The organism is Tardiphaga sp. 285_C5_N1_2 (assembly GCF_052076065.1).
GTDB lineage: Bacteria > Pseudomonadota > Alphaproteobacteria > Rhizobiales > Xanthobacteraceae > Tardiphaga > Tardiphaga robiniae.
Genome location: NZ_CP197241.1, coordinates 1092944 through 1116901, shown reverse-complemented (window position 1 = coordinate 1116901; position 23958 = coordinate 1092944). Strand labels below are relative to the sequence as shown.

The following is a 23958-nucleotide window of genomic DNA, read 5'->3' as shown; positions in this document are numbered from 1 at the left end:
CCATGCAACAGCGTCTCCTTCCCATTCTCGTTTTCGCGCTGGTGATGGCTGCGATCCCCTTCGTGCCGGGCGTGCCGCCATTCTGGATCGTGCTGCTCGACAATATCGGCCTCGCCGCGCTCGTCGCCATGGGCCTCGTGCTGCTCACCGGCGTCGGCGGCTTGACCTCATTCGGCCAGGCGGCGTTCTGCGGTTTCGGCGCCTATACGACGGCCTATCTCACCACCGCCTATGGCATGTCGCCGTGGCTGACGCTGCCGATGTCGCTGATCGTCTCAGGCCTCGCCGCGGTACTCCTCGGCATCATCACCATGCGTCTGTCGGGCCACTATCTTCCGCTCGGCACCATCGCCTGGGGCATCAGTCTGTTCTATCTGTTCAGCAAGCTGGAATTCCTCGGCCGTAACGACGGCATTTCGGGCATCCCGCCACTGTCGATCGGCACGTGGAAGATGCTGGATCCCGGCTCGATCTATTTCCCGATCTGGATCGCGGTCATCATCTGCGCGCTGTTGTCCATGAACCTTCTGGACTCGCGGACCGGCCGCGCCATCCGCGCGCTGCGCCGTGGCCATATCGCAGCCGAAGCCTTCGGCGTGCAGACGGCGCGTGCGAAGCTCCTGGTCTTCATCTACGCAGCAGTACTCGCCGGCCTGTCCGGCTGGCTCTATGCGCATTTCCAGCGCGCTGCGAATCCGACGCCGTTCGGACCACATCTCGGTATCGAATATCTGTTCATCGCGGTGGTCGGCGGCGCCGGCTATGTCTGGGGCGGTGTGCTCGGTGCGGCCGTGGTCGTGATCCTCAAGGAAGTCCTGCAGAGCTATCTGCCGCTGATCTTCGGCGGTGGCGGTGGCCAGCTCGAAACCATCGTGTTCGGCATCCTGCTCGTCGCGCTGCTGCAACTCGCGCCGACCGGCATGTGGCCGTGGCTGACCGCGTGGCTGCCGTCTGGCGACAGCCGCAAGCGCCCCACGCCAGCCGATGCACTGCCCGCTCGCAACGACCACCGTCCGGACACCGGCGTATTGCTGCAGGTCGACAAGGCACGCAAGCAGTTCGGCGGCGTCGTCGCCGTCAACGACGTGTCGTTCAATGTGCAGGCGCGCGAGATCGTGGCCCTGATCGGCCCCAACGGCGCCGGCAAGAGTACGACCTTCAACCTCATCACTGGCGTACTGGCCGCGACCGCCGGCAAGGTCACGGTACTCGGCAAGAGTGTGTCCGGCGCGCCGCCGCAGGAGATCGTCAAGCTCGGCATTGCCCGTACCTTCCAGCATGTGAAGCTGGTGCCGGACATGACCGTGCTGGAAAACGTCGCCCTCGGCGCGCATCTGCGCGGACGTTCGGGCGCCATCGCCAGCATGCTGAGGCTTGACCGCGCCGACGAAGCGAAGCTGCTCGCGGAAGCTGCCAAGCAGATCGAACGCGTCGGCCTCGGTGACCAGATAAACCAACTCGCAGGATCCCTGTCACTCGGCCAGCAGCGCATCGTCGAGATCGCCCGCGCACTGTGCGTCGATCCGATGCTGCTGCTGCTGGACGAGCCTGCGGCCGGCCTGCGCCACATGGAGAAGCAGCAGCTCGCGACGCTGCTGCGCCAGCTCCGCGACGGCGGCATGTCGGTTCTGTTGGTCGAACACGACATGGGCTTCGTCATGAATCTCGCCAATCGCATCGTAGTGCTCGATTTCGGCACCAAGATCGCCGAGGGCACACCGGCTGACATCAAGACCAATCCCGACGTCATCAAGGCCTATCTGGGAGCGGTCGCATGAGCGCGTTGCTACAAGTCTCTGATGCGCATGTCGCCTATGGCAAGGTCGAGGCCGTGCGTGCGGTCAATCTCGCGGTTCGCGCCGACGAGATCGTCACGATCATTGGCGCCAACGGCGCCGGCAAGACCACGCTGCTCAATGCGGTGATGGGCATCCTGCCGCTGAAGGGTGGCGTGGCATTCGCAGGGCAAGACGTCTCCAAGATCGACATCGAGGACCGGGTCGCTGCCGGCCTCAGCCTCGTGCCCGAACATCGCGAATTGTTCGCCACGATGAATGTGGAAGACAACCTGCTGCTCGGCGCCTTCCGTATCGACAAGGCGACTGCCGCGCGATCTTTCGAGCACGTTTACACCCTGTTCCCGCGCCTCAAGGAACGCCGCAAGCAGCTCGCCGGCACATTGTCGGGCGGCGAACAGCAGATGCTAGCCATGGGCCGCGCACTGATGGGCGCGCCGAAGCTCCTGATGCTCGACGAACCAAGCCTCGGCCTCGCCCCGATCATCGTCGCCGACATCTTCCGCATCGTCAGTGAACTCAGAGCGGCCGGCGTCTCGGTGCTGCTGGTCGAGCAGAATGCGCAGGCGGCACTGAAGATCGCCGACCGCGCTTATGTGATGGAGCTTGGCGAGTTCATCCTGGATGGCGCCGCCAGCGACATCGCCAGCAACCAACGCGTGGTGGCGAGCTATCTTGGCTTTCAGCACGAAGGCGCGAGCGCAATCTGATCTCGATCATATGAAAAAGCCGGCTGCCTCGCGACAGCCGGCCTTCGTTTGAGCGGTGCGCTGGCTTACTTCGCCGGAACGTACTTCCCGTCCTTCACCGTCAGCAGGATCCGCGAACGGTCGTCGACGCCGTTGCGGTCCTGTTCGGTGTAGTTGTAAACCCCCTGTGTCGCGGCGATTTCCTTCTCGCTCATCAGCGCCTGGCGGATGGTTTCGCGGAATTCCGGGGTACCGGGCTTGACGGTCTTGAGCGCCACGGGCACGACGCGCTTCAGCACTTCGAACACGTCATAGGCGTGACCGGCGAACTGGCTGCGGCTGTTGGCGCCGTATTTGGCCTCGTAGGCTGCATTGAGTTCGAGGCCGGGCTTCTTGGTCAGCGCGGAGTCCGGCTGGCCTTCCGGATACATCACGGGACCCGCAGCCATCAGCACGTTTTCGGCGGATTTTCCGGCGATGCGGATGAAGTCTGATGAGGCGGCGCCGTGGGTCTGATAGATCAGGCCCTTGTAGCCGCGATCGCGCAGTTCGGACTGCGGCATGCCGGCACCGGTGCCGGCGGCGCCGATCAGGATGGCATCGGGATTGGCGGCGATTAGCTTCAGCGCCTGGCCGGTGATCGACGTATCCGGCCGCGCGAAACGCTCGTCATCGACGATGGCCATGCCCATCGCTGATGTCTGCGCCTTGAGGTCGTTGAACCACAGATCGCCATAGGAATCCGAGTAGCCGACATAGCCGATGGTCTTCACGCCGTGGACCTTCATGTGGTCGTACATGACCTTGCCGACGATCTCGACCGGCTGCGGCATATCCACCGACCACTTGATGCGCGCCGGCGTAAACGGCATCGGCGACAGGCTGAAATGCGGAATGCCGGCTTCATTAGCGACCGCCGAGATGGCGACCGAGGACGGCACGATCGACGAGCCGACCATGATGTCGGCCTTGGATTCCGACACGAACCGGCGCGCGTTGGTGGTGGCGATGGACGGATCGCCGCCGTCGTCGAGCACAATCAGCTTCAACGGCACGCCGCCGATGTCCTTGGGCACGAATTCAAGTGCATTGCGCTCGGGCACGCCCAGCGCCGCCGCAGGGCCCGTGGTGGAAATGCTGATGCCGACGGTGATGTCGGCAGTCTGGGTTTCGGCCGGGGTGGCAATCGCCAGCGAGACGGCAACAGCCGCGATCGCCAGATGAAGCTTAGACATGTCTTATCTTTCTCGTGTGGAAGCGGAGAGCGCCGAAAGCGGCAGCGATACCGGCAGACGTGGCGCTGGTTGTGGCCGCGCGAAGGCTCGCGCACAGCAAAAAGCCGACCCTCTGGCGAGGGCCGGCCTTGTTATCGAAAAATGCCGGCGAAGCAAAGACGCTTCGCGCCACTGCCCTCCGTCAGATCTGCATTACTGGGCGAGAACGTATTTGCCGTCTTTCACCGTCAGCAAGATGCGCGAACGCTCATCCAGACCATACCGATCCTTTTCCGTGAAGTTGTAGACGCCCTGGGTGGCGGCAATCTCACGCTCTGTGAGCAGCGCCTGCCGGATCGCCTCGCGGAACTCGGGGGTGCCCGGCTTTGCGGTCTTCAGCGCCGTCGGGATTACCCGCTTAAGCACCTCGAAGGCGTCATAGGAGTGGCCCGCGAACTGGCTGCGGCTGTTCGGGCCATATTTGGCCTCATAGGCGGTGTTGAGCGCCATGCCGGGCTTCTTGGTCAGCGCCGTGTCGGCCTGGCCTTCCGGATACATCACGGGGCCGGAGGCCATCAGCACGCCCTCGGCGGCCTTGCCGGCGATGCGGATGAAGTCCATCGAGGCGGCGCCGTGGGTCTGGTAGATCAGGCCCTTGTAGCCCTTCTCGCGCAACTCGGTCTGCGGAAGCGCTGCCGCGGTGCCCGAGGCGCCGACCAGGATCGCGTCCGGATTGGCGGCGATCAGTTTCAGCACCTGACCGGTGACCGACGTATCCGGACGGGCAAAACGCTCTTCCGCCGCGATGTTGATGCCCATCGGCACCGCCTGGGTCTTGAGATCGTTGAACCACAGATCGCCGTAGCTATCGGAATAGCCAATATAGCCGATGGTCTTGATGCCCTTGGACTTCATGTGGTCGTACATCACCTTGCCGACGATCGGCACGGGCTGCGGCATGGCCACCGACCACTTGGCGCGTTCCGGCGTGATCGGCAGCGGCGACAACGCGAAATGCGGGATGCCGGCTTCGTTGGCCACATTGGACACCGCAATGCTGGTTGGCGTCACCGCCGAGCCCATGATGAGGTCGGCCTTGGATTCGGTCATGAAACGGCGGGCATTGGTGGTCGCGGTGGTCGGATCGCCGCCATCGTCGAGCACGATGATCTTGAGCGGGACGCCGCCGATTTCCTTCGGCACGAATTCCAGCGCGTTGCGTTCGGGAATGCCCAGCGCGGCCGCGGGGCCCGTGGTCGACGTGGTGATGCCGATAGTGATGTCGGACGTCTGCGCAAAAGCCGGTGCGGCGAGTGCCAGCGATGCGGCAACGGCCGCGATCGCCAAGTGATGCTTGGTCATGGGTCTCTCCCTCCAGGTTATTTTTTATGTTCTCAGCTAAATCAAAGTTCGGCTGGTTGATCAGCCCCTTCTTTAGGTCAGTGCGCCCGTACCGGTAAAGGGCTGGCGCATTGATGCTTTGCCGCAGGCTTAACGTGGCGCCATGCGCAGCGAGGCGTCGAGCCGGACCACCTCGCCGTTGAGATACGGATTGTCGATCATGTGCAGTGCGAGAGACGCGAATTCGTCGGCATGGCCGAGCCGGCGTGGGAACGGGATCGCTGCGGCAAGACTGTCCTGCGCCTCCTGCGGCAGGCCCGCCAAAAGCGGCGTCATGAACAGGCCCGGCGCGATGGTCAGCACCCGAATGCCAAACTGGGCCATTTCGCGGGCAATGGGCAGCGTCATGCCGACGATGCCACCTTTGGAGGCCGAATAGGCAGACTGGCCGATCTGGCCGTCATAGGCCGCCACCGAGGCCGTCGAGATCACAACGCCGCGCTCGCCGGTCTCCAGCGGCTCCAGCTTGGACATCGGGTCCGTTGCCAGGCGGATCATGTTGAACGAGCCAATCAGGTTGACGCGGATGACCTTGTCGAAATCGCCGAGCGCCATCGGACCATCGCGGCCGATCACGCGCTTGGCGACGCCGATGCCGGCGCAGTTCACCAGCACACGCGCCGGACCGTGCGCCTTGGCGGCGGCGGCGACCGCGGCTTCGGCGGAGGCGGCGTCGGACACGTCGCAGGAAATGGCAACACCGCCGATTTCCTTGGCAACGGTTTCGGCGAGGGCGGTGTTGAGATCGAGCAGCGCGACTTTCGCGCCCTGCGCGGCGAGCCTGCGGGCGGTCGCAGCGCCGAGACCGGAAGCGCCACCGGTGACGATAGCGGATTGGTTCTTCAGTTGCATGGTGTTCCTCCTGTGTTGATTTTTCTGCCGTTCATTGGCGGCTTTCAACTAGATCGCGATCACTTTCGCGACTTCCGGATTCCCATAGATATCGTCGATCAGCTTGGCGCGATGCTCCAGCACCGCGCGCTGATTCACCGAGCCCTTGTCCGTGACCTCGCCGCGATCGATCGACAGCGGTGTGTCGAGCAGCACCGCCTTGGCAATCCGCGTGGAGGACCCCGTCGCGCCAGCCATGAAACGTGCGAGGCCCTCACGGAACGCGTTGCGGATGATCGGATCATTGGCTGCCGCAGCGAGGTCGCCCGCAGGAAGATCGGGATTGATCACACGGCAGCCATCGAGATCGAGAATAACGAGAGCTGCGAGTTCGTCGCGGTTGATGCCGGCGATGACCACATCGCGCACCAGCGGCGCACAAGTACCGACGAAGCGCGCGCGCAGCGGGCCAACACTGACCCAAGTGCCGCTGCCGAGCTTGAAATCCTCGGAGATGCGGCCGTCGAAATCAAAGCCGGCAGAGAGATCATCGGGATCGACGGCCTTCAGCGCATCGCCGAAGATATAGTAACCTTCCTCATCGAACGCCTTCGCGGTCAGTTCCGGCTCGCGCCAATAGCCCGGCGTGATGTTCGGCCCTTTGGCGCGGACTTCCATCTTGCCGTTGTTCGGTACCAGCTTGGCATCGTTGCCCGGGACGGGAAGACCCACATGGCCGGAGCGGCTGGTGACGGGATTGACGCACATGAAGAACGGCGAGGTTTCCGTGGCACCGAGGCCGGTGAGCATGGGCACGCGCGCACCAGTGGTCTGCACCGACAATTCATCGAGGCTGTCCCAGACATAGGCGGACAGCGCTGCCCCTGAAAAGAACATCGCATGCAGTCGTGCAAAGAATTTTTCACGCAGCTCTGCATCTTCGCGCAGATAGGGCAGCAGCGATTCATAGCCCTTGGGGACGTTGAAATAGACCGTCGGCGAGATCTCGCGGAGATTACGAATTGTCTGTTCGATACCCGCGGGCGTCGGCTTGCCGTCGTCGAGATACATCGAACCGCCATTGAACAGCGTCAGCCCGATATTGTGATTGCCGCCAAATGTATGATTCCATGGCAGCCAGTCGATGATCACCGGCGGCTCGTCCTTCAGGAAGGCCAGCGTATCGCGCAGCATGATCTGGTTGGCGCACATCATACGCTGGGTGTTGATCACAGCCTTCGGATTGCCAGTGGAGCCTGAGGTCAGCAAAAACTTCGCGATGGTATCCGGACCGATGGCTGCGTTCGCAGCGTCGAGATTGGCGGCCTCCGGCGTCACGAGCAGATCGGAGAGTTTGGTCACGCGCCGGTCCGGCAGAGCGCCGGTGGAAACGACAACTTCGGTATCGGCCGGTACGTTGAAGTGAATGGCGTTCGTGAACGCATTGGCGTCATCGACGAAGACCAGCCCCGGCGTCAGCAGCTTCATGAGATAGCCGAGCTTGCCGTAATCCTTCGACACCAGCGAATAGGCGGGCGACACCGGAGCGTAGGGAATGCCGGCATAGAGCGCGCCGAAGGCGATCAGTGCGTGATCGACGGAATTGCCCGAGAGAATGACAATGGGCTTGTCGGCCGACAGCCCACGCGCCAGCAGTGCCGAGGCGATATGGCGCGCCGCATCCAGCATCTGCGCATAAGTGACTTCGCGCCAGCCGCCGCCTTCGGCGCGCTCGGCCATGAAGACGCGATCCGGTGCTTCCCTGGCCCAGTGATGCAGATAATCGGTGACGCGTTCCGGATAGTCGCCGATCGCATTGGTCGGGCGCAGATAGATGGTGCCGTCGTCGTGGCGCTCGATGGTGACCGCGGGATCGCCATAGGAAATCGGCCGGAGCGGATGCGCGGTTATCGCCCGCCTTGTCTGATCGATTTTGTCGGCACTTGCAGACATTGTTTCCGCCCTGTGTATTCGTCCCGATTGTTGCTTTTATTTCTGTTCGTTGTCGTCTTGCAGGATTAGCCGGGCTTCACCTTGCCGGCCTTGCGCTCCAGAAAATCCCTGATGCGATTTTTCGCCTCCTGATCGCTCTGCGCCACCGAGGCCATCAGCGCTTCGAGCATCAGGCCTGTTTGCGGACTGGCTTCGGCGATCAGCGGCAAGGCCTGCAGCACGGCAAAATTTGTCAACGGTGCGTTCTGCGCGACACGCTCGGCAAGCTCTATGGCCTTGGGCAAGGCGCCGCCGGCTTCCGTCAGATACTGCGCGAAGCCGAGCGCCACGCCCTCCTCCGCCTTGTAGACGCGGCCGGTGAGCATCATGTCGGCCATCCGGTGCACACCGATCAGGCGCGGCAGACGCATCGAGCCGCCACCACCGACGAAGATACCGCGGCTGCCTTCCGGCAGCGCGTAATAGGCCGAGGGATCGGCAACGCGAATATGCGCGGAGCAAGCCAGTTCAAGCCCACCGCCGATCACTGCGCCCTGTAGTGCGGCGATCACTGGGACGCGGCAATGCTGGATGATATCGAACACCCGGTGCCACATCCGCGAATGCATCAAGCCGGCTGTCGCGTCGCGCTCGGTGAGTTCGGACAGATCGAGACCCGCGGAAAAATGCCCGCCGATGCCGTGGACGACGACGGCACCGATTTCCTCGGGCAGCGACGCGAAGCAACGCTCGATGTCCAGGATCAGTCCATCGTTCAGCGCGTTGCGCTTGGCAGGACGGTTCAGGCCCACGATCAGCACGCGGCCTTGGGTTTCGATCTGGAGCATGGCAGCGGTAGCGGCGACGGCTTGGTTCATGAGCGCGATTAGGTCCTAGCTAGAATAATTATATCTTATAACGAATAGCGCATGAGTCAATCTTGCGGTGCAATAGGCTGATCTCGTCCCGCATAAAGTCAGGTATTCTGGTGCGACAGCGATCCGGTCTCGCCTGATAGACCGGATCGCCTCTATTACCGGGGCTAGCGGATCGCCACCGGGTTGATCATGCTCTGCACACCGCCCTTGAAGCGGGGCTGACCGAGCACAAACAGGAATTCGTAGCCTTTGTCCTTGGCCAGTTCGGACGTATCCATGTTTTCGAGGATGTAAGTCCCGTTCATCGCCAGAAGTATCTGGTGGATTTCAAATACATTGCCGGTTTCGAACGGCAGCACCTCGACGCCCCAGGTATCGGCGCCGACCGCGACGACACCCTTGCCGGTCAGATACTTAGCGCCCTCGGCGCCAAGGCCGGGCTCGCCGGCATTGTAGCGTTTATCGTCCTTGCCGAGCAGGCTGAGCCATCCCGTGTGGAACAGCACGACGTCGCCTTGCCTGATCTCAACGCCCTGCGCCTTGGCGACCTCCTCGATTTCCTTGACATTGAAAGCAGTGCCTTCCTTGACCACGTCGGTCTTGTAGTAGGCCGCCATGTCCAGCAGCACGCCACGGGTGACGAGCGGCGGCACCTTGTCGATGCCGAGCTTCTTAAGGCCAGTAGGATCACCAAAGTCTGCAATTTTGTTGCCGTTATAGTAGACGTGATTGACGCCGAGATGGCCGAGCCCGTCCATCTGGCTGCCGACGCCGACCCAGCCGTTGAGCATGTCGTCGTTGTAGGTCGCGTGATTGGGACCGAGCCCGGGGTTGCCGGCCTGACCGGGCTGCACCACGGTGATCTTGAAACCGCGGGGCGGATAGGCCGGCGTGTCCGCGCCCACCGGAATGCCGAGTGCATAGGTCTTGCCGGTCTTCACCAGCTGCGCGGCCGACTTCACCAGATCGGGCTTCATGTAGTTCGCGGCGCCGATCTCATCGTTCGGCCCCCATTTCGATTTGGTCCAGTCCTGCGCCAGCGCAGGCAAAATGACTGCTAATACAGAAATCGAACACCCAAGGACGCAAGCTTTCAGCATGTTGTATCCTCCCGATATACGCCGGCTTTTGCCGGTCAACCGTAGTTAACAACACGAAGTGGGAGAAAGTAAGCACGGCCCGACTGCTCAGGCCTCACAGCACCTGATGCACCGCAAGCTCGACACGATCGGGATGCCGTGCTCCGACGCCGATGAACAGGTTCTGCATCAGCCAACGATACTTGGGACGCCCTGTCTCGAATTTCGGCACCGAGCGGAAATAGATCAGCGCGGGATCGACCGCCTCGCCCTGAGCGATACGATCAAGCGCTTCCTTCGGGCCAAAGCGGACGCCTATATTCTCGATATAGACTACGGCGCCGTCATCGAGTTCGAACGCATATTTCGCCTCAAGCTCGGTGAAGCCATCCGGACGGATAATCTGAAAATCGGCGCCGCCCGAATAGATCGTACCCTTGATGCCCTCGCCCTGCACAGTGCCGCCAAGGACCGGGATGACCCGGCGGATGCCATATCCGAGATCGCCGGCCACGATCGGCGTGCCGACCTTGATCGACAGGCTGAAGACATACTTCGTCGCAAGCTGCGGTGTCGTCATGATGTCATCCAATCATCCGCATCGGCAACCAGGTGGCAATCAGCGGGAACAGGATCAGCAGCACGAGACGGATCAGGTCGGTAACCACGAATGGCAGCACGCCTTTGAATATCGTCGACATGCTGACGTCCTTGATCACACTCTTGATGACGAAGACGTTCATGCCGACCGGCGGATGAATCAGGCCGAGCTCGACGGTCATGACGATGACGATGCCGAACCAGATCGGATCGAAACCAAGCGCCATGATCACCGGAAACACGATCGGCACGGTGAGGATCACCATGGCCATGGCATCCATCAGGCAGCCCAGCACCAGATACATCAGGAGGATCAGCGCCAGCACGCCGTAGGGGCCGATGCCGAGGCCGGTGAGGAACTCGGTGACGTGCTGCGGGGTCTGGGTAATCGTGAGAAAATAGCCAAAGCACAGCGCGCCGATGAGCACGGTGAACACGGCGGCAGCGGTCCGCGTCGCTTGCAGCAATGACTGCAGGATGCCGTCCTTGTTCAGCTTGCCGCGCAGCACGCCGATGATGAAGGCGCCGACCGCGCCGACCGCGCCGGCTTCGGTCGGGATGAAGAAGCCGCCATAAAGGCCGCCAATCACGAAGACGAACAGCAACAATGGCGACCAGACATCGCGGATCGCCGCGGCGCGCTCGCGCCACGAGGCTTTCGGGCCAGCCGGCAAGAAGCCCGGCTTGACCACGCCGATGATCGCAATGGTTATCATGTGCATGACGATAGCGAGCAGGCCCGGCACGATGCCGGCGATGAACAGCTTGCCGATGTCTTGCTGGGTAATAATGCCGTAAACCGCCAATACCGTGGACGGCGGCAGCATTGCGCCGAGCGTGCCGCCCACGGCGATGACGCCGGTGGCGAAGCTCTGCGGATAATTGAAACGCCGCATTTCCGGATAGGCAACGGCGGAGAATGTCGCGGCCGTCGCCACCGACGAACCGGAGATCGCGGCAAAGCCGCCGCAGGCGGCGATGGTCGCGATGCCCAAGCCGCCCTTCCAGTGGCCAACAAAGGTGTTGGCCGCGCGAAACAGTTCACGGCTGATACCCGACACCGAGACGAAGGCACCCATCAGGAGGAACATCGGGATCACGCCAAAGGAATAATCCGTCACCGTCCGCATGGTAGTCTGGCCGACCAGTTTCAGCGCTGGCGCAAAACCAGTGAGATAGCCGAAGCCCGTGATGCCCACGAGCCCCATCGCCATGCCCACTGGCACGCGCAACAGCATCAACACGAACAGGCTGACAAAGCCGATAACGGCAACCGCTTCGTTACTGAGATCCATGCGACTTACTCTGCCGTCTTGATTTCGGGTTCATGCATCTCTTCCGGATGGAAGATCAGCCTATAAGTGCGGATCGCGATCAACAGCACCGCCGAGACATCGCCGATCCATGACAACAGGAAGAACGGCCAGACCGGCAGTTGCAGATCCATGGTGACGATGTGGCTCGAATAAGTGTCCACCACCTTGTCGAACAGCGTGTAGGTCTGCACGGTCACGACGAACAGCAGCACCAAGGTTGCGAACACGTCGATCCAGCGCTGATATTTCGGCGTGGCATTGGCCCAGACCAGATCGACGGTGATGTGCGAGCCGCGATAGGACGTCGCGGCGATGCCCCAGAAGATCAGCACGCCAAGCATGAACTGGCCGATATTGTAATAATCGGGGATCGTGACCGCGAAGAATTTTCGCATAAACACCGCGATGAAAGTGTTCAGCGCGACGATGCCGACAAAGAACGCGGCGATCCATTCGATGGAATCGATGAAGCGATCCATCACGTTCTTGCGGGGCGGATCCGGCGGAATGCCGAGGGCGCTGGATTGGGAGATTTCGGACGTGGCGGTCATCGTCGATGTCACAATGCTCAAGAGGAGAAGCCAGCCTCCGCCCTCTCGATCGTCATGCCCGGGCAGCGCGAAGCGAACTTCACTAGATGACCCGGGCATTCATCTTCTGGGTGGCGAAGGAAAGTGGATGGCCGGGTCAAGCCCGGCCATGACGTGGTGAGAGGTCCGTGCGATCAACGGACTCGGCGGAAAGCTACAGCCCCGCGTCGTGCTTCTTCAGCATCGCCTTCAGGTCGGCGTCGATGGCATCGGCATCGCCGCCGGCCTTCTTCACGGCCGCAGCCCAGGCGGCGTTGAGCGGTTGAACGCCCTTCTTCCACTCGGCGAGCTGCTCGGGCGTCAGCTTGTAGACTTCGTGATCCGGAAGCGCCTTCATCTTGGTGCGGCCATTGGCTTCGAAGTCGACCCAGGGATCTGTGACCTTGGAGGCCCATTCCGGTGTGCAGTGATCGTCGATGATCTTCTTCTGCGCTGCGGACATGGAATTATACTTGGCGAGGTTGATGTTGTAGGTGAACACCGTCGAATAGAGCGGCACGTCGATGTGATACTTCACCACCTTGTCGATGCCGAACAGGAAGATCGAGCCCCACGGGAACGCGATCTCGTCGGCAACGCCGCGTTCGATCGCATCGCGCGATTCCGGCGCCGAGGCCTGCACATTGGTGCCGCCGAACAACTTGACCATTTCGCCGATGGTGCTCTGCGCCGGGCGGACCTTCACGCCGTTGAGGTCTGACGGCACGACGATCTTCTTCTTGCCGTGGATCGATCCGGGATCGTGGATGAAAGCGAAGCACAGCTTGGTGTCTTTCATCTCGGTCTTGGCGTATTTCTGATACCACTCGTTGAGCGCGAGGGTGCCCTTCTTGCCGTCCGAGAACACGAAGGGCAGCTGGCCCGCGGCCACGATGGGGAAACGGCCGGGCTGATAGCCGGGATTCACATAAGTGATATCGGCGATACCATCGCGCGCCATGTCGTAATGGTCGAACGCCTTGCCCAGCTGTTCCGAAGGGAATACCGACATCTTGATGCTGCCGCCCGAGGCTTTCTCGATATCGGCCGCCCAGGCCTGCGTGGCCGGCACCAGTGGATGCGCCGGCGGCACCCACAGCGATACTTTCATATTGACGGTTTTGTCTTGCGCCTGCGCCGGGCTCATTGCCGTCGTCAGACAGCCAGCCGCCAGCAATGCAAAGATTGCCCTTTTCATCGACGTCTCTCCCTCTACGTCCGTTTGGACGTGTTCTCTCGAACCTGTTCACCGGACCTTGAATGGCCCTTTGCGAATATTGTTATATGTTATAATCATCGTTGCAAGCGGTGTGATCGCACGCGTTGCGGAGCCAGTGTCGCGACCCCGCTTGACTTGTCAACTCAGTCGGACGACAGAGCCTATATCAACCGCGGGAGCAAGCGTTGCGAACAAAAGTTGCCATCATTGGAGCTGGTCCGGCTGGAATGTTGCTAGGGCAACTATTGCATGCCTATGGGATCGATAACGTTATTCTGGAGCGCAAGGATCGGGACTATGTCCTCGCCCGCATCCGCGCCGGCGTGCTCGAACAGGGCACCGTTGGCCTCTTGGAAAAGCTGGGGATTACCGAGCGCCTGCATCACGAAGGCCTGATCCATGACGGGATCGAACTTCTGTTCGGCGGAATTCGCCACCGCCTCGACCTGAAGAAGGCATCCGGCGGTAAGGTCGTTACCGTCTACGGCCAGACCGAAGTCACCCGCGACCTGATGGACGCCCGCGACAAGGCCGGGCTGACCACGGTCTATGATGCCGACAATGTCAGCCTGCATGATTTCGACGGCACAAGCCCCCGCGTCCGCTACGTCAAGGACGGTGCAAGCCACGAGATCGCCTGCGATTTCATTGCCGGCTGTGATGGGTTCCACGGCGTCTCGCGCCAGAGCGTTCCGGCCTCCGCCGTACAAACCTTCGAGCGCGTCTATCCGTTCGGCTGGCTCGGCCTGCTCTCGGATACGCCGCCCGTGTCGCATGAGCTGATCTATACCAATCACGAACGCGGCTTCGCGCTATGCTCGATGCGCTCGATGACGCGCAGCCGATATTACGTCCAGTGCTCCCTCGACGAAAAAGTCGAGAACTGGACCGACGACATGTTCTGGGACGAGTTGCGCTGTCGCCTCGACACGGAGGCCGCCGAAAGCCTCATCACCGGCCCATCGCTGGAGAAGAGTATCGCGCCGCTGCGTAGTTTTGTCGCGGAACCGATGCGCTTCGGAAGGCTCTTTTTGGCCGGCGACGCCGCCCACATCGTGCCGCCGACCGGCGCCAAGGGGCTCAACCTCGCGGCCTCCGACGTCCATTACCTGTCGATGGCGCTACGCGAATTCTACGATGAGAAATCGTCGAGCGGCCTCGACTTCTATTCGGCCATCGCGCTGAAGCGCGTGTGGAAAGCGGTGCGTTTCTCGTGGTGGATGACCTCGATGATGCATCGCTTCCCCGACAATGACGGCTTCGGCACCAAGCTGCAGCAGGCCGAGCTGGATTATGTCGTACATTCGGATGTCGCGACAGCGTCGCTGGCGGAAAATTATGTGGGACTGCCGTATTAGGATCGTAGACGCCGCGTTGTTTTAAACGGCCGGATAAAGCCGTTTAAAACTTTGTTGGTCTGTCCTTTGCTTGTGCTTTCGCTCCTATGGCGCAAACAATCCAGATGGATGCGCCATGACCGACACCGCTATCCCCCACGGCTTCGCGCCACACTATCGCAAGAGCCCCCTCACCACGCCGTGGGAACCGATCTATTCAAAGGTGACGGAGACTAATGTCATCCTCGGTCTCCGCATCGCCGAAGCGCATACCAATTCGCGCGGCATGGCGCATGGCGGGCTGATCACGGCGCTGGCCGACAATGCGATGGGCCTAAGTTGCGGACATGTACTCGGCGGCGGCACACGGTTGCTCACCGTCAATCTCTCCGCCGATTTTCTCGGCTCCGCGCAGATCGGGCAATGGCTGCAGATCGACACCGAGGTCATCAAGACCGGCAAGCGTCTCTGCTTTGCGCAGGCGCTGATATCAGCGGATGGCGAGCCTTGCGCCCGAGCGAATGGCACGTTCAGCGTGGCCCCACCAAAAGTGTAGCGAAAGCTATCGCTTGCTGAAATCCCACTGGCAGGTTTCGGCGGCGAGGTCGATGAAGACGCGCACTTTAGCCGATAGCAACCGCGACGTCGGATAGACGATGTGGATCGGCACCACCGGCGGCTCGAACTTCGTCAGCACGCGCTTCAGCCGTCCCGCCGCCAGCCCTTCCGCGGCCTGATAGGCCAGCACGCGAGTCAGGCCGCCACCGTGCTCGGCGTGCCAGATGGCGGCATCGGCGACATCGGTGGTGAAACGCGGCGTATGCGTGATGCGAACATCCCGACCATCACGCACGAAGCGCCATTCCGGCGCTGACGCGATCGAACCGAACTGGATCGTGTCGTGCCTTGCGATATCCTCCGGTACCGTCGGCTGGCCGCGCTGCGCCAGATAATCCGGCGACGCCACCACGATGCGCGACATGGTGCCGAGGTTGCGCGCCACGAGGCTGGAATCGGCGAGATCGCCGATCCGCACCGCGACATCGATGCCGTCCTCGACCAGACCGACCATGCGATCGGTCAGCCGCAATTCACCCGAGACATCGGGATAGCGCTGCAGATAGGCCGAGATCAGCGGCGTCACATGCAGCCGCCCGAAGCCGACTGGCGCCGAGACGACCAGACGCCCGCTCGGCCTAGCGCGTTCGGCCTGCGCGGAGCCCTCGGCCTCCTCGATATCCGCGAGAATCTGGCGCGCTCGTTGCAGATAGCGCGCGCCGACATCCGTCAGCATCACCGAGCGCGTGGTCCGCTGCAGCAGGCGGGCGCCAAGGCGCTCCTCCAGCGCCGCCACCATGCGGGTGACCGCCGACGCGGAGAGTCCGAGCTTGCGGGCCGCGGGCGCGAACCCCTGCAGGTCCGCCACGGCGACGAAGACGGTCATGGCTTCGATGCGATCCATCGAACCATTTCATATCCAGCAATAATGAAGTGTCAATTCCGATGATTGTTCTTGTGCGAGGAAATAGCCAACTTGGAGCGGCGGGAACGCATCCCGTCCCAAGCTCCAATCAGGGAGTAAGTCATGTCAGACATCCACACCTATTCCAGCGACATTGCCTTCACGCCGACCGTCAAGGCGATCCAGACCCGCAAGGGGTCGCGTTCCGGCTATGCGCATGTCGAGGAAAACGGCGGCTGGCGCACCGAGGTCGACGACAATCTCGCAGCGTTTCTCGCCGAGGCGAACAGCTTCTTTCTGGCTACCGCCAGCGCTGACGGTCAGCCTTACATGCAACATCGCGGCGGGCCGAAGGGCTTCGTGAAGATCCTCGACAAGCAGACGCTGGCCTTTGCGGACTATAGCGGCAATCGGCAATACATCACCCAGGGCAATCTCGCCGAGAATCCCAAGGCCAACATCTTCATCATGGATTATGCACATCGCCGACGCGTCAAGCTCTGGGGCACCGCGCGGGTGGTCGAGGACGATCCGGCGCTGCTGGCGTCGCTAATGCCGCAAGGTTATCGTGCCAAGCCGGAACAGGTGATCCTGTTCACGATCGCCGCGTGGGACACCAATTGCCCGCAGCATATCCCGCAGAAATTCGATGCCGCCGATGTTGCAGCAGTACTGGCAGCGCGCGATGCGCGGATTGCGGAGTTGGAAGCAGAACTGGCGACGCTGAAGGGGGCAGCGTCGCCGCATTGAAGGCGACCCAGCGTCAGGCAGCGACGCTGCACTGCCAGACGTGTTCGGGATAATACTCTGCCATCATCCGATCCACATAGGTGACGAGGTTGCCGTAGCGGTGCAACTGACGCTGCAGGGGCGACGGAAACAACGGCGACATGATCCCGGCCAGAACGCCGAATGCGGTCGCATCGACGCCGGCCGGGCGGTTGCTCATCAAGTGAGACTTTCCGGCCAGCAGCACCGATAGCGCCATCAGCGAACGATCCGCGAGTTGTAGCGCCTCATCGGCAGGATGCCGGCCGAGGCCGTTCGCCAGATGGTTCTGAATGACAGATTTGCGGGCGGATGCACGAATCTCGTCGCGCTGCGCTTCGGGAATGCCGTCGAAGAAATGCGATGGTCCCTTAGCGAAATTATCGGCATCGACCCAGCGAACGCCGACCAGCGACCAGTAGAGGTGATGCTCGATCATCCGCTCGATCGCCCAGGCCTGAGCGCGCTGGGCGAGATCGAGACCCCTATCGAAATCGACGTCATATTTGCGTTCGATATAGGCGCGGATAAACGTGGAGTCGGCAATGCACTCAGCGCCGTCATCGATATAGGGCATTTGCCCTTTCGGCGAATCCTGCGGCCGTGCCGGTTGCTTCTCATAGGGCAAGCCGGCCATCTTGAGCTGGACTTCCGTCTTGGTAACGAAAGGGCTGATTTCCGGCAGGCCAAAGCCTGCACCTGCGCCGTGAAGGACGATCATGTGGTTTCTCCAAGTGGCAAGGACAAGAGACTAGGCAGTCGCTGCTGCCACCGTGGTGTCAGCAGCCGTCACGCCGGGTGACGCCGGCGACCCAAGCGCGCGCCTGGACCGCCGCGGTGGAGACCATGCGCCAGCCGAGCCCGATCAGAGCCCAGCGGAGGTCGCCCGACAGGACGAGAATGGCGCGTTCCAGCAGCCATGCCCGGATGCGCCAGAGCCGGTCATCATGCGAAAATGCCTCGAGGCTATCGAAAGCGGTCATTGCAGAATCCTTCGTTCGTTTGAACCTGGGTCCTGTATGACTGCCCCCTGCTGCCAACATGCTGTCAGCATCGACAGCGGACCAACACGGACAGAGAGACGACGATGAGACGCGCAGACCGCCTGTTTCAGATCATCCAGGTACTCCGGCGCACGCGGAAGCCGTTGACGGCGGATGCCATTGCCGCCGAACTGGAAACGTCCAAGCGCACGATCTATCGCGACATCGCGACGCTGATGGCACAGCGCGTCCCGATCCGCGGCGAAGCCGGCATGGGCTATATCCTCGAACGCGGCTTCGACATGCCGCCGTTGATGCTGACGCCCGACGAGATCGAAGCCGCCGTGCTCGGCGCACAATGGGTGATGGGGCACGCCGATCCGGCATTGGCCAAGGCGGCACAGGATCTCATCGCGAAGATCGCGGACACCGTACCGGAGCGCTTGCGCCCCTTCGTGTTGGAGCCCGCGAGCCGCGCACGGCCGCATTTCCGCGGCACCGCCGACAGCATGGATATGGTGCAGATGCGCGCGCATATTCATGCGGGCAAGAAGGTCCGACTGCTTTACCGGGACGAAGCCGGTCGCGATAGCGAGCGCATCGTCTGGCCGATCGCGGTGGGTTATCTGGAAGCCGTGCGGCTGCTGGCGGCGTGGTGCGAGCTTCGCAAGGATTTCCGCAGTTTTCGAACCGACCGCGCGATCGAGGCGCATTTTCTCGATGAGAAGTATCCGGAGCGACGCGAAACGCTGCGCAGCAAATGGCGCAAGACGCTGAGCTGGGAGCGGCCACAGGATACCTGAAACAGCCGAGCCTGCATCTGCACGGCTGGCGAAACCGGTCCGATCGGGATAAACCGCGGCATGACAAGCGATGCCACCACGATCAGCGACGCCAGCCCGTGCCAGGCCTGTGGTGCGTGCTGTTCGTATTCCAGCAACTGGCCGCGTTTCACCATCGAGGACGATGCCGATCTCGATCTGATCCCGGCCAAATATGTCAACGACCGCGAATCGGGAATGCGCTGCGACGGAGACCGCTGCAGCGCGTTGAACGGTAAGGTTGGAGAGGCCACAGCCTGTGGGATTTACGCTGTTAGACCGGACGTGTGCCGAACCTGCATGCCTGGCGATCCCGAATGCGCCATGGCGCGGCACCGGCACGGGCTGCCAATTCTGGCAGCCGCAGAGTAGTTGATGTCAGCTTACGCCGTGACGGCGTGAGCGAATTCCTTGTCATCCAGCTCGTCGTCGAGATCATCATCCATCGGCGCCAGCGTCGAGAGCGGCTTGGTCGACAGCGTGATGGCCTTGCGGTTGTGATAGGCCGACACCGAAGGACGCGCCACGGCCGTGTCGTGTGACAGCGCGTAGAGCGTGGAACCAACGCGGCCACCGAATTCGATCAGCTCACGCTCGCTGCAGCTCGATGCGATCGAAATTGCCAAAGCGTGAAGATGACTGCGGCGATAGCAGAACAGAGCCAGCATCGCGCGGACATCGGATGAAACGCTGGCCACGAGATGGGGCAGGCCATTTTCATTTGCACGATACATTGCACCGAGCAGATCTTCCTCGACGGGGCAAAAATCGTTCTCAAAAGCTTGACGGCTGGACCGCATGGGGTTTCTCCTCGTTAATGAGGATGCGGTTGAATTTCCTAACGCAGGGTTAACCAACAGCCTTAATGGCAGCGTGCGACTCTTGAGTAACAGTTTGAAATGTGGCAGCCGTGCCCTGCTACCGCCACATTGGAACTCGATGCGTTCAAACGCGCATCAGCTGTTGGCGACGATGAAGATGGCCAGGAAGAAGTCGGTCAGGTGATGCAGCGCCTGATCGATGCCGATCAGCCACCAGAACCAGCGATGGCCCTGCGTGACGCCGAAATGCGACACGCAGAGTCCTTTGGCGCGATCGATAGTGATGTGGATCGCGAAATCGACCAGTCCGAGGAACCAGAGCTTCGGCTGCAAGACGGCCACAAACAATGTCGTGAGGACGCCATGGATCGCGCAATGAACCAGCAGCGGCAGCGCCCATCCGGTTCGCTGGTCCTTACCCATTGCCATCCAGGCATTCTGCAGCAGGAAATCAGCTATCACGTGCTTGACGGTGAGGATCAGCATCCACCCGACGAGCCCGCCCAGAGCAATCGACGACGACATTGCAGGAAACAACAAGCTGACGTCCCTCTTACCGGTCACGACAGGCTGGCCCGCTTAGCCGGCCCGATCACTCGCCCTATTTATGACACTCCGAAACCGGGAATGCACGCCGCGGAACCGAAAACCCACCGCTTCCTGCAGAGCCAGCCTGGACGGGAAAACACTGCGCACGCTCCACTTTCTCGCTAGTTCAGAACGGCATGCGCCCGGAGCTCGCCGATCGCCTTGCGTAATTGGTCACCTTTCGGATCGCGCGGCACCGCACGGGCACGCGTGATCGCATCCGCCAGGTCGGTGATAACCAGCGTCCCATCGAAAGCCGGCTTGGCTAGTCCGTCGATGATCTGATGCCAGGCGGCCATGCCCTGCCGATAGCCCGTGCCGTAACCTTCGATCATGGTTGCCGTCTGCACGATGGCCATTGCCGCGTCCGGCTGCTTGGTCAGTGCCCGATCAATCATGTGCAGCCAGCGTTCGACCCAGACGCGCTCGGTTTCATAACGCGTCGACAACAGGCGCCAACGTCGCAGCCAGGATTCGAACTCAAGGCGCTTGATGCCCCAGATGCTCGCCTTGCTGAAACGGATCGGCACCGTGCGATGCGCACAATAGATGCGCTCGAGCGCCCACATCAGGGGATCGCCGACGATCTCCGGCAATGCCGACACCAACTCGTCGAGGCGAAAACGCCGCCTGTCGACGACGGGCGGCCGGCCGGGCATCACGGGTTCCTGCAGCTTGAGCTGCGCGATGCGGATCGGATCGTGATAGCTCATGCGCATCGTGAGCAGCCGCGCAATCTCGCTAAACAGTTCGTCGCTGACGTTGCGCCGTCCGACAAAGCGACGCAGCCGGTCGCTGTAGAGCTGCGCGTAGACTGCGCTCTGATAGTTGATCAACAGGGCCACGCCATCTTCCGCCACAGGACGCACCGCAGCCGGCAGCCCCACCGGCAAAACCGGCGCTACAGGTTCGCTCCTGTTCGCCAGCTCGGCGAGCGTGGAGCGGATGACGTTGATGAAACCTGCCACGGGACGTCCTGATGCTTATGCGTGCTGCGGCGCCATGGGCAATGCGGGCGCGTCCTGCTTCATCAGACGCGCTTCCAGCTTGTCGATATTCTCGAACAATCGCGCGCTGGCGAGACGCAGGAAGAAGAAACCGAATTCCGGATTCTGCACGTAGAGCTCTTCGACCTGGCTGTAGCTGACGCTGAGCACCATGCCGGGCTCGATACATTCCAGCGTCTGGGTGCGTTCGTTCAAGGGCGACAGCATGCCGAGTTCACCGACAATGGCGCCGACCGGCAATTCGATCCCGGATTCGACGAGACGATAACGGCCACTGACGATGTAGAACATGTCTTCGGCCTTCTCGTCCTTGTAAAACAACACCTCACCGGCCTTACAGGGACGCTTGGTCATGAACGGCTTCAGCCATTCCATCGACAGGTCCGAGTTCACCGACTTTTTCACATCCTGGACCAATTGCAGCATCTGGCGCAGGCGGTAGATGTTGAGCGGCAGCAGTACCGCATGCAATGCCATGGTCGGATAGTTGTGGGTCGGGATCGAGATCGCGATTAGCAGGACATTGGCCATGATGCCAAACACCCGCAGCGGAATCATCGTCCGCATCGTGGCGGTCGCGACCACGAAGATCGTGGCGGCGGCGCTGCCAAAGTGATGGAGATAGGACATATCCATGGGAGCAAACCGGGTTTCCAGGAACGACCGCACCGTCCTCCGCGACTATGAAGCGCGAATGACCGGGCCTTTGCAGCCGCAATATAGCCCATCTGGTTAAAATAGCCCGTGTTGCGACCCGCAAAAATCACGGAGTCGTGCGCAGATTGACGCGATCCGCCGGTGCGGGCACCGTCGCTCGCATCCCAAAGGAGAACAACATGTCGGAAACGACGGAAACCGCATCTGACCAGTCCTCGCCCCCCATTCTGACCATCGACGGCCCCCGCGCCACCATCCGCCTGAACCGCCCCCAGAAGCTGAACCGGCTGTCCCAGCTCGACCTGGACATCTTGGTACAGCTGTTCGATCGCGTAGAGGCGAATCGCGCCGTCCGGGTGCTAGTGCTCACCGGCACCGGCCGCGCTTTCAGCGCCGGCTTCGATCTCAATGCGATCTCCGAACGGGCTGCCAGCGCGCCCAAGCCCGTGGCCGAAGGTTCGTCCGGATCGGCCTTTGAGTCCGTGGCAAACCGGCTGGAGGACCTGGCGCTCCCGACGATCTGCCGGCTCAATGGCGGCGTCTATGGCGGCTCCACCGACCTGGCACTGGCCTGCGACTTCCGCATCGGCGTCGACACCTGCGAGATGTTCATGCCGGCCGCCCGGCTCGGGCTGCATTATTACAAGGGCGGCATCAAACGCTATGTGAGCCGGCTCGGGGTCGACAACGCCAAGCGATTGTTTCTCACGGCGCAGAAGCTGGAAGCCAGCGAACTGCTGCGGATCGGCTACCTCACCGCCATGGTGCCAACCGAGGCGCTGGACGAGGAAGTCGACAAGCTCGCCATGATTCTGGCCGGCAACGCCCCGATCGCCATGCGCGGCATGAAGCAGGCGATCAACGAATTCGCCCGCGGTGAACTGGACGAGGCTGCCGCCGATCAGCGCGCGCGGGACAGCATGCGGGGCGATGAGATCAAGGAAGGCACGAAGGCGTTCGCGGAGAAACGGGCACCGCGGTTTTAGTCATTTACGTGTCATTGCGGGGCGAGCGAGCACTTGCTCGCGCGAATCCGGAATCTTGCGGTGATAGAGCATATCGAGATTCCGGGGCGGGGGGGGGGGGGGGGGCCCCCCCCCCCCCCCCCCCCCCCGCCCCCCCCCCCCCCCCGCCCCCCCCCCCCCCCCCCCCCCCCCCCCCCCCCCCCCCCCCCCCCCCCCCCCCCGCGCCCCGGAATGACCGCTAGGATCACTCCACAAACGTCGCGACGTCGCCCAACTGCGCGCGGTTGGTTCGGTAGCTGTTGACCTTGTGCTCGCGATCCGGATAGCCGAACGAGATGCCGCAAACGACGCGGCGGTCGTCGCTCATGCCGAAATGCTGGCGCACCACGGCCGAGTGAAACGCCAACGCCGCCTGCGGCACGGTCGCGAGGCCGAGCGCCTGCGCAGCCAGCATGAAATTGTTTACATAGCCGCCGCAGTCCACGGCGCCATAGACGCCGAGCGCTTCATCCGACGTGATGATCGCCACATGCGGCGCGCCGAAGAAGTTGAAGTTCTGCAGCGCCTGCTCGGCATAGGCCGTCTTGTCGCCGCGCGCGATGCCCAGCGTATTGTAGAGCTGGAAGCCGCTTTCGCGGCGGCGGTCCAGATAGACCCCGCGATATTCGCGCGGAAACGGGAAGTCGCCCGAATTCGGCGTGCCCGCGGCCGCGACAGGATAGAGCACATCGCGAAACTTCTTGGTGGCTTCACCCGACGTGATCGTGACCTGCCACGGCTGGCTGTTGCACCACGACGCGGTCTTCTGCGCGGCATTGAGAATGCGGTCGATGATGGCGCGCGGCACCTGCTCGGTCTTGTAGGCCCGGCAGGAGTAGCGGCCGGCGAGAAGGGTTTCGAGAGTGGAGATGGCGTCAGTCATGGAAACATCCTGGCTCGGTCCCTCATGGTGAGGAGGCGCCAATTGGCGCCGTCTCGAACCATGAGCTGGCTTGGCTCTTGAGTTTGTTGCCATCCTTCGAGAC

General features: G+C 61.9%; 26 protein-coding genes. 8 read left to right on the top strand and 18 right to left on the bottom strand.

Annotated features, from left to right (window positions below; translation table 11 throughout):
* The first annotated feature begins 2 nt into the window (after positions 1 to 2).
* Positions 3 to 1778 carry a branched-chain amino acid ABC transporter ATP-binding protein/permease gene (locus tag AB7951_RS05290; RefSeq protein ID WP_120291788.1) on the top strand — a complete coding sequence of 592 codons (1776 nt, stop codon included), beginning with the start codon at positions 3 to 5 and terminating at the stop codon, positions 1776 to 1778.
* Positions 1775 to 2506, top strand: a complete 732-nt coding sequence (locus AB7951_RS05285) for an ABC transporter ATP-binding protein (protein WP_120291790.1) — start codon at positions 1775 to 1777, stop codon at positions 2504 to 2506. Before AB7951_RS05290 ends, AB7951_RS05285 begins: the two co-directional genes overlap by 4 nt.
* Positions 2507 to 2571: 65 nt before the next feature.
* Here the strand turns inward: AB7951_RS05285 and AB7951_RS05280 are convergent, their stop codons facing one another.
* The 10 genes from AB7951_RS05280 to AB7951_RS05235 all read right to left on the bottom strand — a co-directional run bounded on the left by AB7951_RS05280 (position 2572) and on the right by AB7951_RS05235 (position 13503).
* On the bottom strand, positions 2572 to 3720 hold the full coding sequence (locus tag AB7951_RS05280) for an ABC transporter substrate-binding protein (protein WP_441255709.1): 1149 nt from the start codon (positions 3718 to 3720) through the stop codon (positions 2572 to 2574).
* A gap of 192 nt (positions 3721 to 3912) precedes the next feature.
* Positions 3913 to 5061, bottom strand: coding sequence for an ABC transporter substrate-binding protein (locus AB7951_RS05275; protein ID WP_120291794.1), 1149 nt, complete (start codon positions 5059 to 5061; stop codon positions 3913 to 3915).
* Between the two features lie 129 nt (positions 5062 to 5190).
* Positions 5191 to 5952: an SDR family NAD(P)-dependent oxidoreductase gene (locus AB7951_RS05270; RefSeq protein WP_120291796.1), complete on the bottom strand. Its 762-nt coding sequence runs from the start codon at positions 5950 to 5952 to the stop codon at positions 5191 to 5193.
* A 48-nt stretch (positions 5953 to 6000) separates the two neighbouring features.
* The gene (locus AB7951_RS05265; RefSeq protein WP_120291798.1) at positions 6001 to 7884 is read right to left on the bottom strand and encodes a feruloyl-CoA synthase; all 1884 of its coding nucleotides are present in this window, start codon (positions 7882 to 7884) and stop codon (positions 6001 to 6003) included.
* A 65-nt stretch (positions 7885 to 7949) separates the two neighbouring features.
* Positions 7950 to 8741 (bottom strand): crotonase/enoyl-CoA hydratase family protein, encoded by a 792-nt coding sequence (locus tag AB7951_RS05260; protein ID WP_120291800.1) that lies wholly within the window; start codon positions 8739 to 8741, stop codon positions 7950 to 7952.
* A gap of 164 nt (positions 8742 to 8905) precedes the next feature.
* On the bottom strand, positions 8906 to 9841 hold the full coding sequence (locus tag AB7951_RS05255) for a cyclase family protein (RefSeq protein WP_120291802.1): 936 nt from the start codon (positions 9839 to 9841) through the stop codon (positions 8906 to 8908).
* A gap of 94 nt (positions 9842 to 9935) precedes the next feature.
* Complete coding sequence (locus AB7951_RS05250; RefSeq protein WP_441255708.1) at positions 9936 to 10400, bottom strand: DUF3237 family protein; 465 nt, start codon at positions 10398 to 10400, stop codon at positions 9936 to 9938.
* A gap of 4 nt (positions 10401 to 10404) precedes the next feature.
* A complete protein-coding gene (locus AB7951_RS05245; RefSeq protein ID WP_089265454.1) occupies positions 10405 to 11715 on the bottom strand; it encodes a TRAP transporter large permease in 1311 nt (436 codons plus the stop codon).
* Positions 11716 to 11720: 5 nt separating this feature from the next.
* The gene (locus tag AB7951_RS05240; protein ID WP_231081064.1) at positions 11721 to 12215 is read right to left on the bottom strand and encodes a TRAP transporter small permease; all 495 of its coding nucleotides are present in this window, start codon (positions 12213 to 12215) and stop codon (positions 11721 to 11723) included.
* Between the two features lie 265 nt (positions 12216 to 12480).
* Positions 12481 to 13503, bottom strand: coding sequence for a TRAP transporter substrate-binding protein (locus AB7951_RS05235; protein WP_089265456.1), 1023 nt, complete (start codon positions 13501 to 13503; stop codon positions 12481 to 12483).
* Between the two features lie 206 nt (positions 13504 to 13709).
* On the opposite strand from AB7951_RS05235, the gene pobA reads away from it, so the two are divergent.
* Together pobA and AB7951_RS05225 are read left to right on the top strand one after the other, a co-directional pair.
* Complete coding sequence (pobA, locus tag AB7951_RS05230) at positions 13710 to 14882, top strand: 4-hydroxybenzoate 3-monooxygenase (RefSeq protein ID WP_120291806.1); 1173 nt, start codon at positions 13710 to 13712, stop codon at positions 14880 to 14882.
* A 115-nt stretch (positions 14883 to 14997) separates the two neighbouring features.
* A complete protein-coding gene (locus AB7951_RS05225; protein WP_120291808.1) occupies positions 14998 to 15417 on the top strand; it encodes a PaaI family thioesterase in 420 nt (139 codons plus the stop codon).
* A gap of 6 nt (positions 15418 to 15423) precedes the next feature.
* Here AB7951_RS05225 and AB7951_RS05220 read toward each other — a convergent pair whose 3' ends face one another.
* Positions 15424 to 16323, bottom strand: a complete 900-nt coding sequence (locus AB7951_RS05220; protein ID WP_120291810.1) for a LysR family transcriptional regulator — start codon at positions 16321 to 16323, stop codon at positions 15424 to 15426.
* A 123-nt stretch (positions 16324 to 16446) separates the two neighbouring features.
* On the opposite strand from AB7951_RS05220, the gene AB7951_RS05215 reads away from it, so the two are divergent.
* The gene (locus AB7951_RS05215) at positions 16447 to 17073 is read left to right on the top strand and encodes a pyridoxamine 5'-phosphate oxidase family protein (protein WP_120291812.1); all 627 of its coding nucleotides are present in this window, start codon (positions 16447 to 16449) and stop codon (positions 17071 to 17073) included.
* 13 nt (positions 17074 to 17086) lie between these two features.
* Here the strand turns inward: AB7951_RS05215 and AB7951_RS05210 are convergent, their stop codons facing one another.
* Together AB7951_RS05210 and AB7951_RS05205 are read right to left on the bottom strand one after the other, a co-directional pair.
* A complete protein-coding gene (locus AB7951_RS05210) occupies positions 17087 to 17812 on the bottom strand; it encodes a glutathione S-transferase family protein (RefSeq protein WP_093756850.1) in 726 nt (241 codons plus the stop codon).
* Between the two features lie 58 nt (positions 17813 to 17870).
* Complete coding sequence (locus AB7951_RS05205) at positions 17871 to 18074, bottom strand: hypothetical protein (protein WP_120291814.1); 204 nt, start codon at positions 18072 to 18074, stop codon at positions 17871 to 17873.
* Between the two features lie 104 nt (positions 18075 to 18178).
* Here AB7951_RS05205 and AB7951_RS05200 point away from each other — a divergent pair, with 104 nt between their 5' ends.
* Positions 18179 to 18877, top strand: coding sequence for a helix-turn-helix transcriptional regulator (locus tag AB7951_RS05200; RefSeq protein ID WP_089265463.1), 699 nt, complete (start codon positions 18179 to 18181; stop codon positions 18875 to 18877).
* Positions 18878 to 18937: 60 nt separating this feature from the next.
* Positions 18938 to 19267 carry a YkgJ family cysteine cluster protein gene (locus AB7951_RS05195; protein ID WP_120291816.1) on the top strand — a complete coding sequence of 110 codons (330 nt, stop codon included), beginning with the start codon at positions 18938 to 18940 and terminating at the stop codon, positions 19265 to 19267.
* An 11-nt stretch (positions 19268 to 19278) separates the two neighbouring features.
* Here AB7951_RS05195 and AB7951_RS05190 read toward each other — a convergent pair whose 3' ends face one another.
* The 4 genes from AB7951_RS05190 to AB7951_RS05175 all read right to left on the bottom strand — a co-directional run bounded on the left by AB7951_RS05190 (position 19279) and on the right by AB7951_RS05175 (position 21947).
* Entirely contained in the window at positions 19279 to 19695 is a 417-nt protein-coding gene (locus tag AB7951_RS05190) for a hypothetical protein (protein ID WP_068735003.1), read from the bottom strand.
* Positions 19696 to 19851: 156 nt separating this feature from the next.
* A complete protein-coding gene (locus AB7951_RS05185; RefSeq protein ID WP_120291935.1) occupies positions 19852 to 20256 on the bottom strand; it encodes a DUF3307 domain-containing protein in 405 nt (134 codons plus the stop codon).
* Positions 20257 to 20426: 170 nt separating this feature from the next.
* Positions 20427 to 21272, bottom strand: coding sequence for a DUF6537 domain-containing protein (locus AB7951_RS05180; RefSeq protein WP_120291818.1), 846 nt, complete (start codon positions 21270 to 21272; stop codon positions 20427 to 20429).
* Positions 21273 to 21287: 15 nt separating this feature from the next.
* Entirely contained in the window at positions 21288 to 21947 is a 660-nt protein-coding gene (locus tag AB7951_RS05175) for a Crp/Fnr family transcriptional regulator (protein ID WP_089265467.1), read from the bottom strand.
* 200 nt (positions 21948 to 22147) lie between these two features.
* Between AB7951_RS05175 and AB7951_RS05170 the strand changes: the two genes are divergently transcribed.
* On the top strand, positions 22148 to 22954 hold the full coding sequence (locus AB7951_RS05170) for an enoyl-CoA hydratase/isomerase family protein (RefSeq protein WP_120291937.1): 807 nt from the start codon (positions 22148 to 22150) through the stop codon (positions 22952 to 22954).
* A 223-nt stretch (positions 22955 to 23177) separates the two neighbouring features.
* Here AB7951_RS05170 and AB7951_RS05165 read toward each other — a convergent pair whose 3' ends face one another.
* The gene (locus AB7951_RS05165) at positions 23178 to 23855 is read right to left on the bottom strand and encodes a nitroreductase (protein WP_120291820.1); all 678 of its coding nucleotides are present in this window, start codon (positions 23853 to 23855) and stop codon (positions 23178 to 23180) included.
* Positions 23856 to 23958 lie beyond the last annotated feature (103 nt).

Coding starts and splice junctions, on each gene's coding strand:
- AB7951_RS05165 (WP_120291820.1), bottom strand. CDS start 23,855: ATGACTGACGCCATCTCCACTCTCGAAACCCTTCTCGCCGGCCGCTAC.
- AB7951_RS05205 (WP_120291814.1), bottom strand. CDS start 18,074: ATGACCGCTTTCGATAGCCTCGAGGCATTTTCGCATGATGACCGGCTC.
- AB7951_RS05195 (WP_120291816.1), top strand. CDS start 18,938: ATGACAAGCGATGCCACCACGATCAGCGACGCCAGCCCGTGCCAGGCC.
- AB7951_RS05175 (WP_089265467.1), bottom strand. CDS start 21,947: ATGGATATGTCCTATCTCCATCACTTTGGCAGCGCCGCCGCCACGATC.
- AB7951_RS05280 (WP_441255709.1), bottom strand. CDS start 3,720: ATGTCTAAGCTTCATCTGGCGATCGCGGCTGTTGCCGTCTCGCTGGCG.
- AB7951_RS05250 (WP_441255708.1), bottom strand. CDS start 10,400: ATGACGACACCGCAGCTTGCGACGAAGTATGTCTTCAGCCTGTCGATC.
- AB7951_RS05255 (WP_120291802.1), bottom strand. CDS start 9,841: ATGCTGAAAGCTTGCGTCCTTGGGTGTTCGATTTCTGTATTAGCAGTC.
- AB7951_RS05265 (WP_120291798.1), bottom strand. CDS start 7,884: ATGTCTGCAAGTGCCGACAAAATCGATCAGACAAGGCGGGCGATAACC.
- AB7951_RS05275 (WP_120291794.1), bottom strand. CDS start 5,061: ATGACCAAGCATCACTTGGCGATCGCGGCCGTTGCCGCATCGCTGGCA.
- AB7951_RS05170 (WP_120291937.1), top strand. CDS start 22,148: ATGTCGGAAACGACGGAAACCGCATCTGACCAGTCCTCGCCCCCCATT.
- AB7951_RS05260 (WP_120291800.1), bottom strand. CDS start 8,741: ATGAACCAAGCCGTCGCCGCTACCGCTGCCATGCTCCAGATCGAAACC.
- AB7951_RS05235 (WP_089265456.1), bottom strand. CDS start 13,503: ATGAAAAGGGCAATCTTTGCATTGCTGGCGGCTGGCTGTCTGACGACG.
- AB7951_RS05215 (WP_120291812.1), top strand. CDS start 16,447: ATGTCAGACATCCACACCTATTCCAGCGACATTGCCTTCACGCCGACC.
- AB7951_RS05200 (WP_089265463.1), top strand. CDS start 18,179: ATGAGACGCGCAGACCGCCTGTTTCAGATCATCCAGGTACTCCGGCGC.
- AB7951_RS05245 (WP_089265454.1), bottom strand. CDS start 11,715: ATGGATCTCAGTAACGAAGCGGTTGCCGTTATCGGCTTTGTCAGCCTG.
- AB7951_RS05190 (WP_068735003.1), bottom strand. CDS start 19,695: ATGCGGTCCAGCCGTCAAGCTTTTGAGAACGATTTTTGCCCCGTCGAG.
- AB7951_RS05290 (WP_120291788.1), top strand. CDS start 3: ATGCAACAGCGTCTCCTTCCCATTCTCGTTTTCGCGCTGGTGATGGCT.
- AB7951_RS05285 (WP_120291790.1), top strand. CDS start 1,775: ATGAGCGCGTTGCTACAAGTCTCTGATGCGCATGTCGCCTATGGCAAG.
- AB7951_RS05220 (WP_120291810.1), bottom strand. CDS start 16,323: ATGGATCGCATCGAAGCCATGACCGTCTTCGTCGCCGTGGCGGACCTG.
- AB7951_RS05225 (WP_120291808.1), top strand. CDS start 14,998: ATGACCGACACCGCTATCCCCCACGGCTTCGCGCCACACTATCGCAAG.
- AB7951_RS05210 (WP_093756850.1), bottom strand. CDS start 17,812: ATGATCGTCCTTCACGGCGCAGGTGCAGGCTTTGGCCTGCCGGAAATC.
- AB7951_RS05240 (WP_231081064.1), bottom strand. CDS start 12,215: ATGGATCGCTTCATCGATTCCATCGAATGGATCGCCGCGTTCTTTGTC.
- AB7951_RS05270 (WP_120291796.1), bottom strand. CDS start 5,952: ATGCAACTGAAGAACCAATCCGCTATCGTCACCGGTGGCGCTTCCGGT.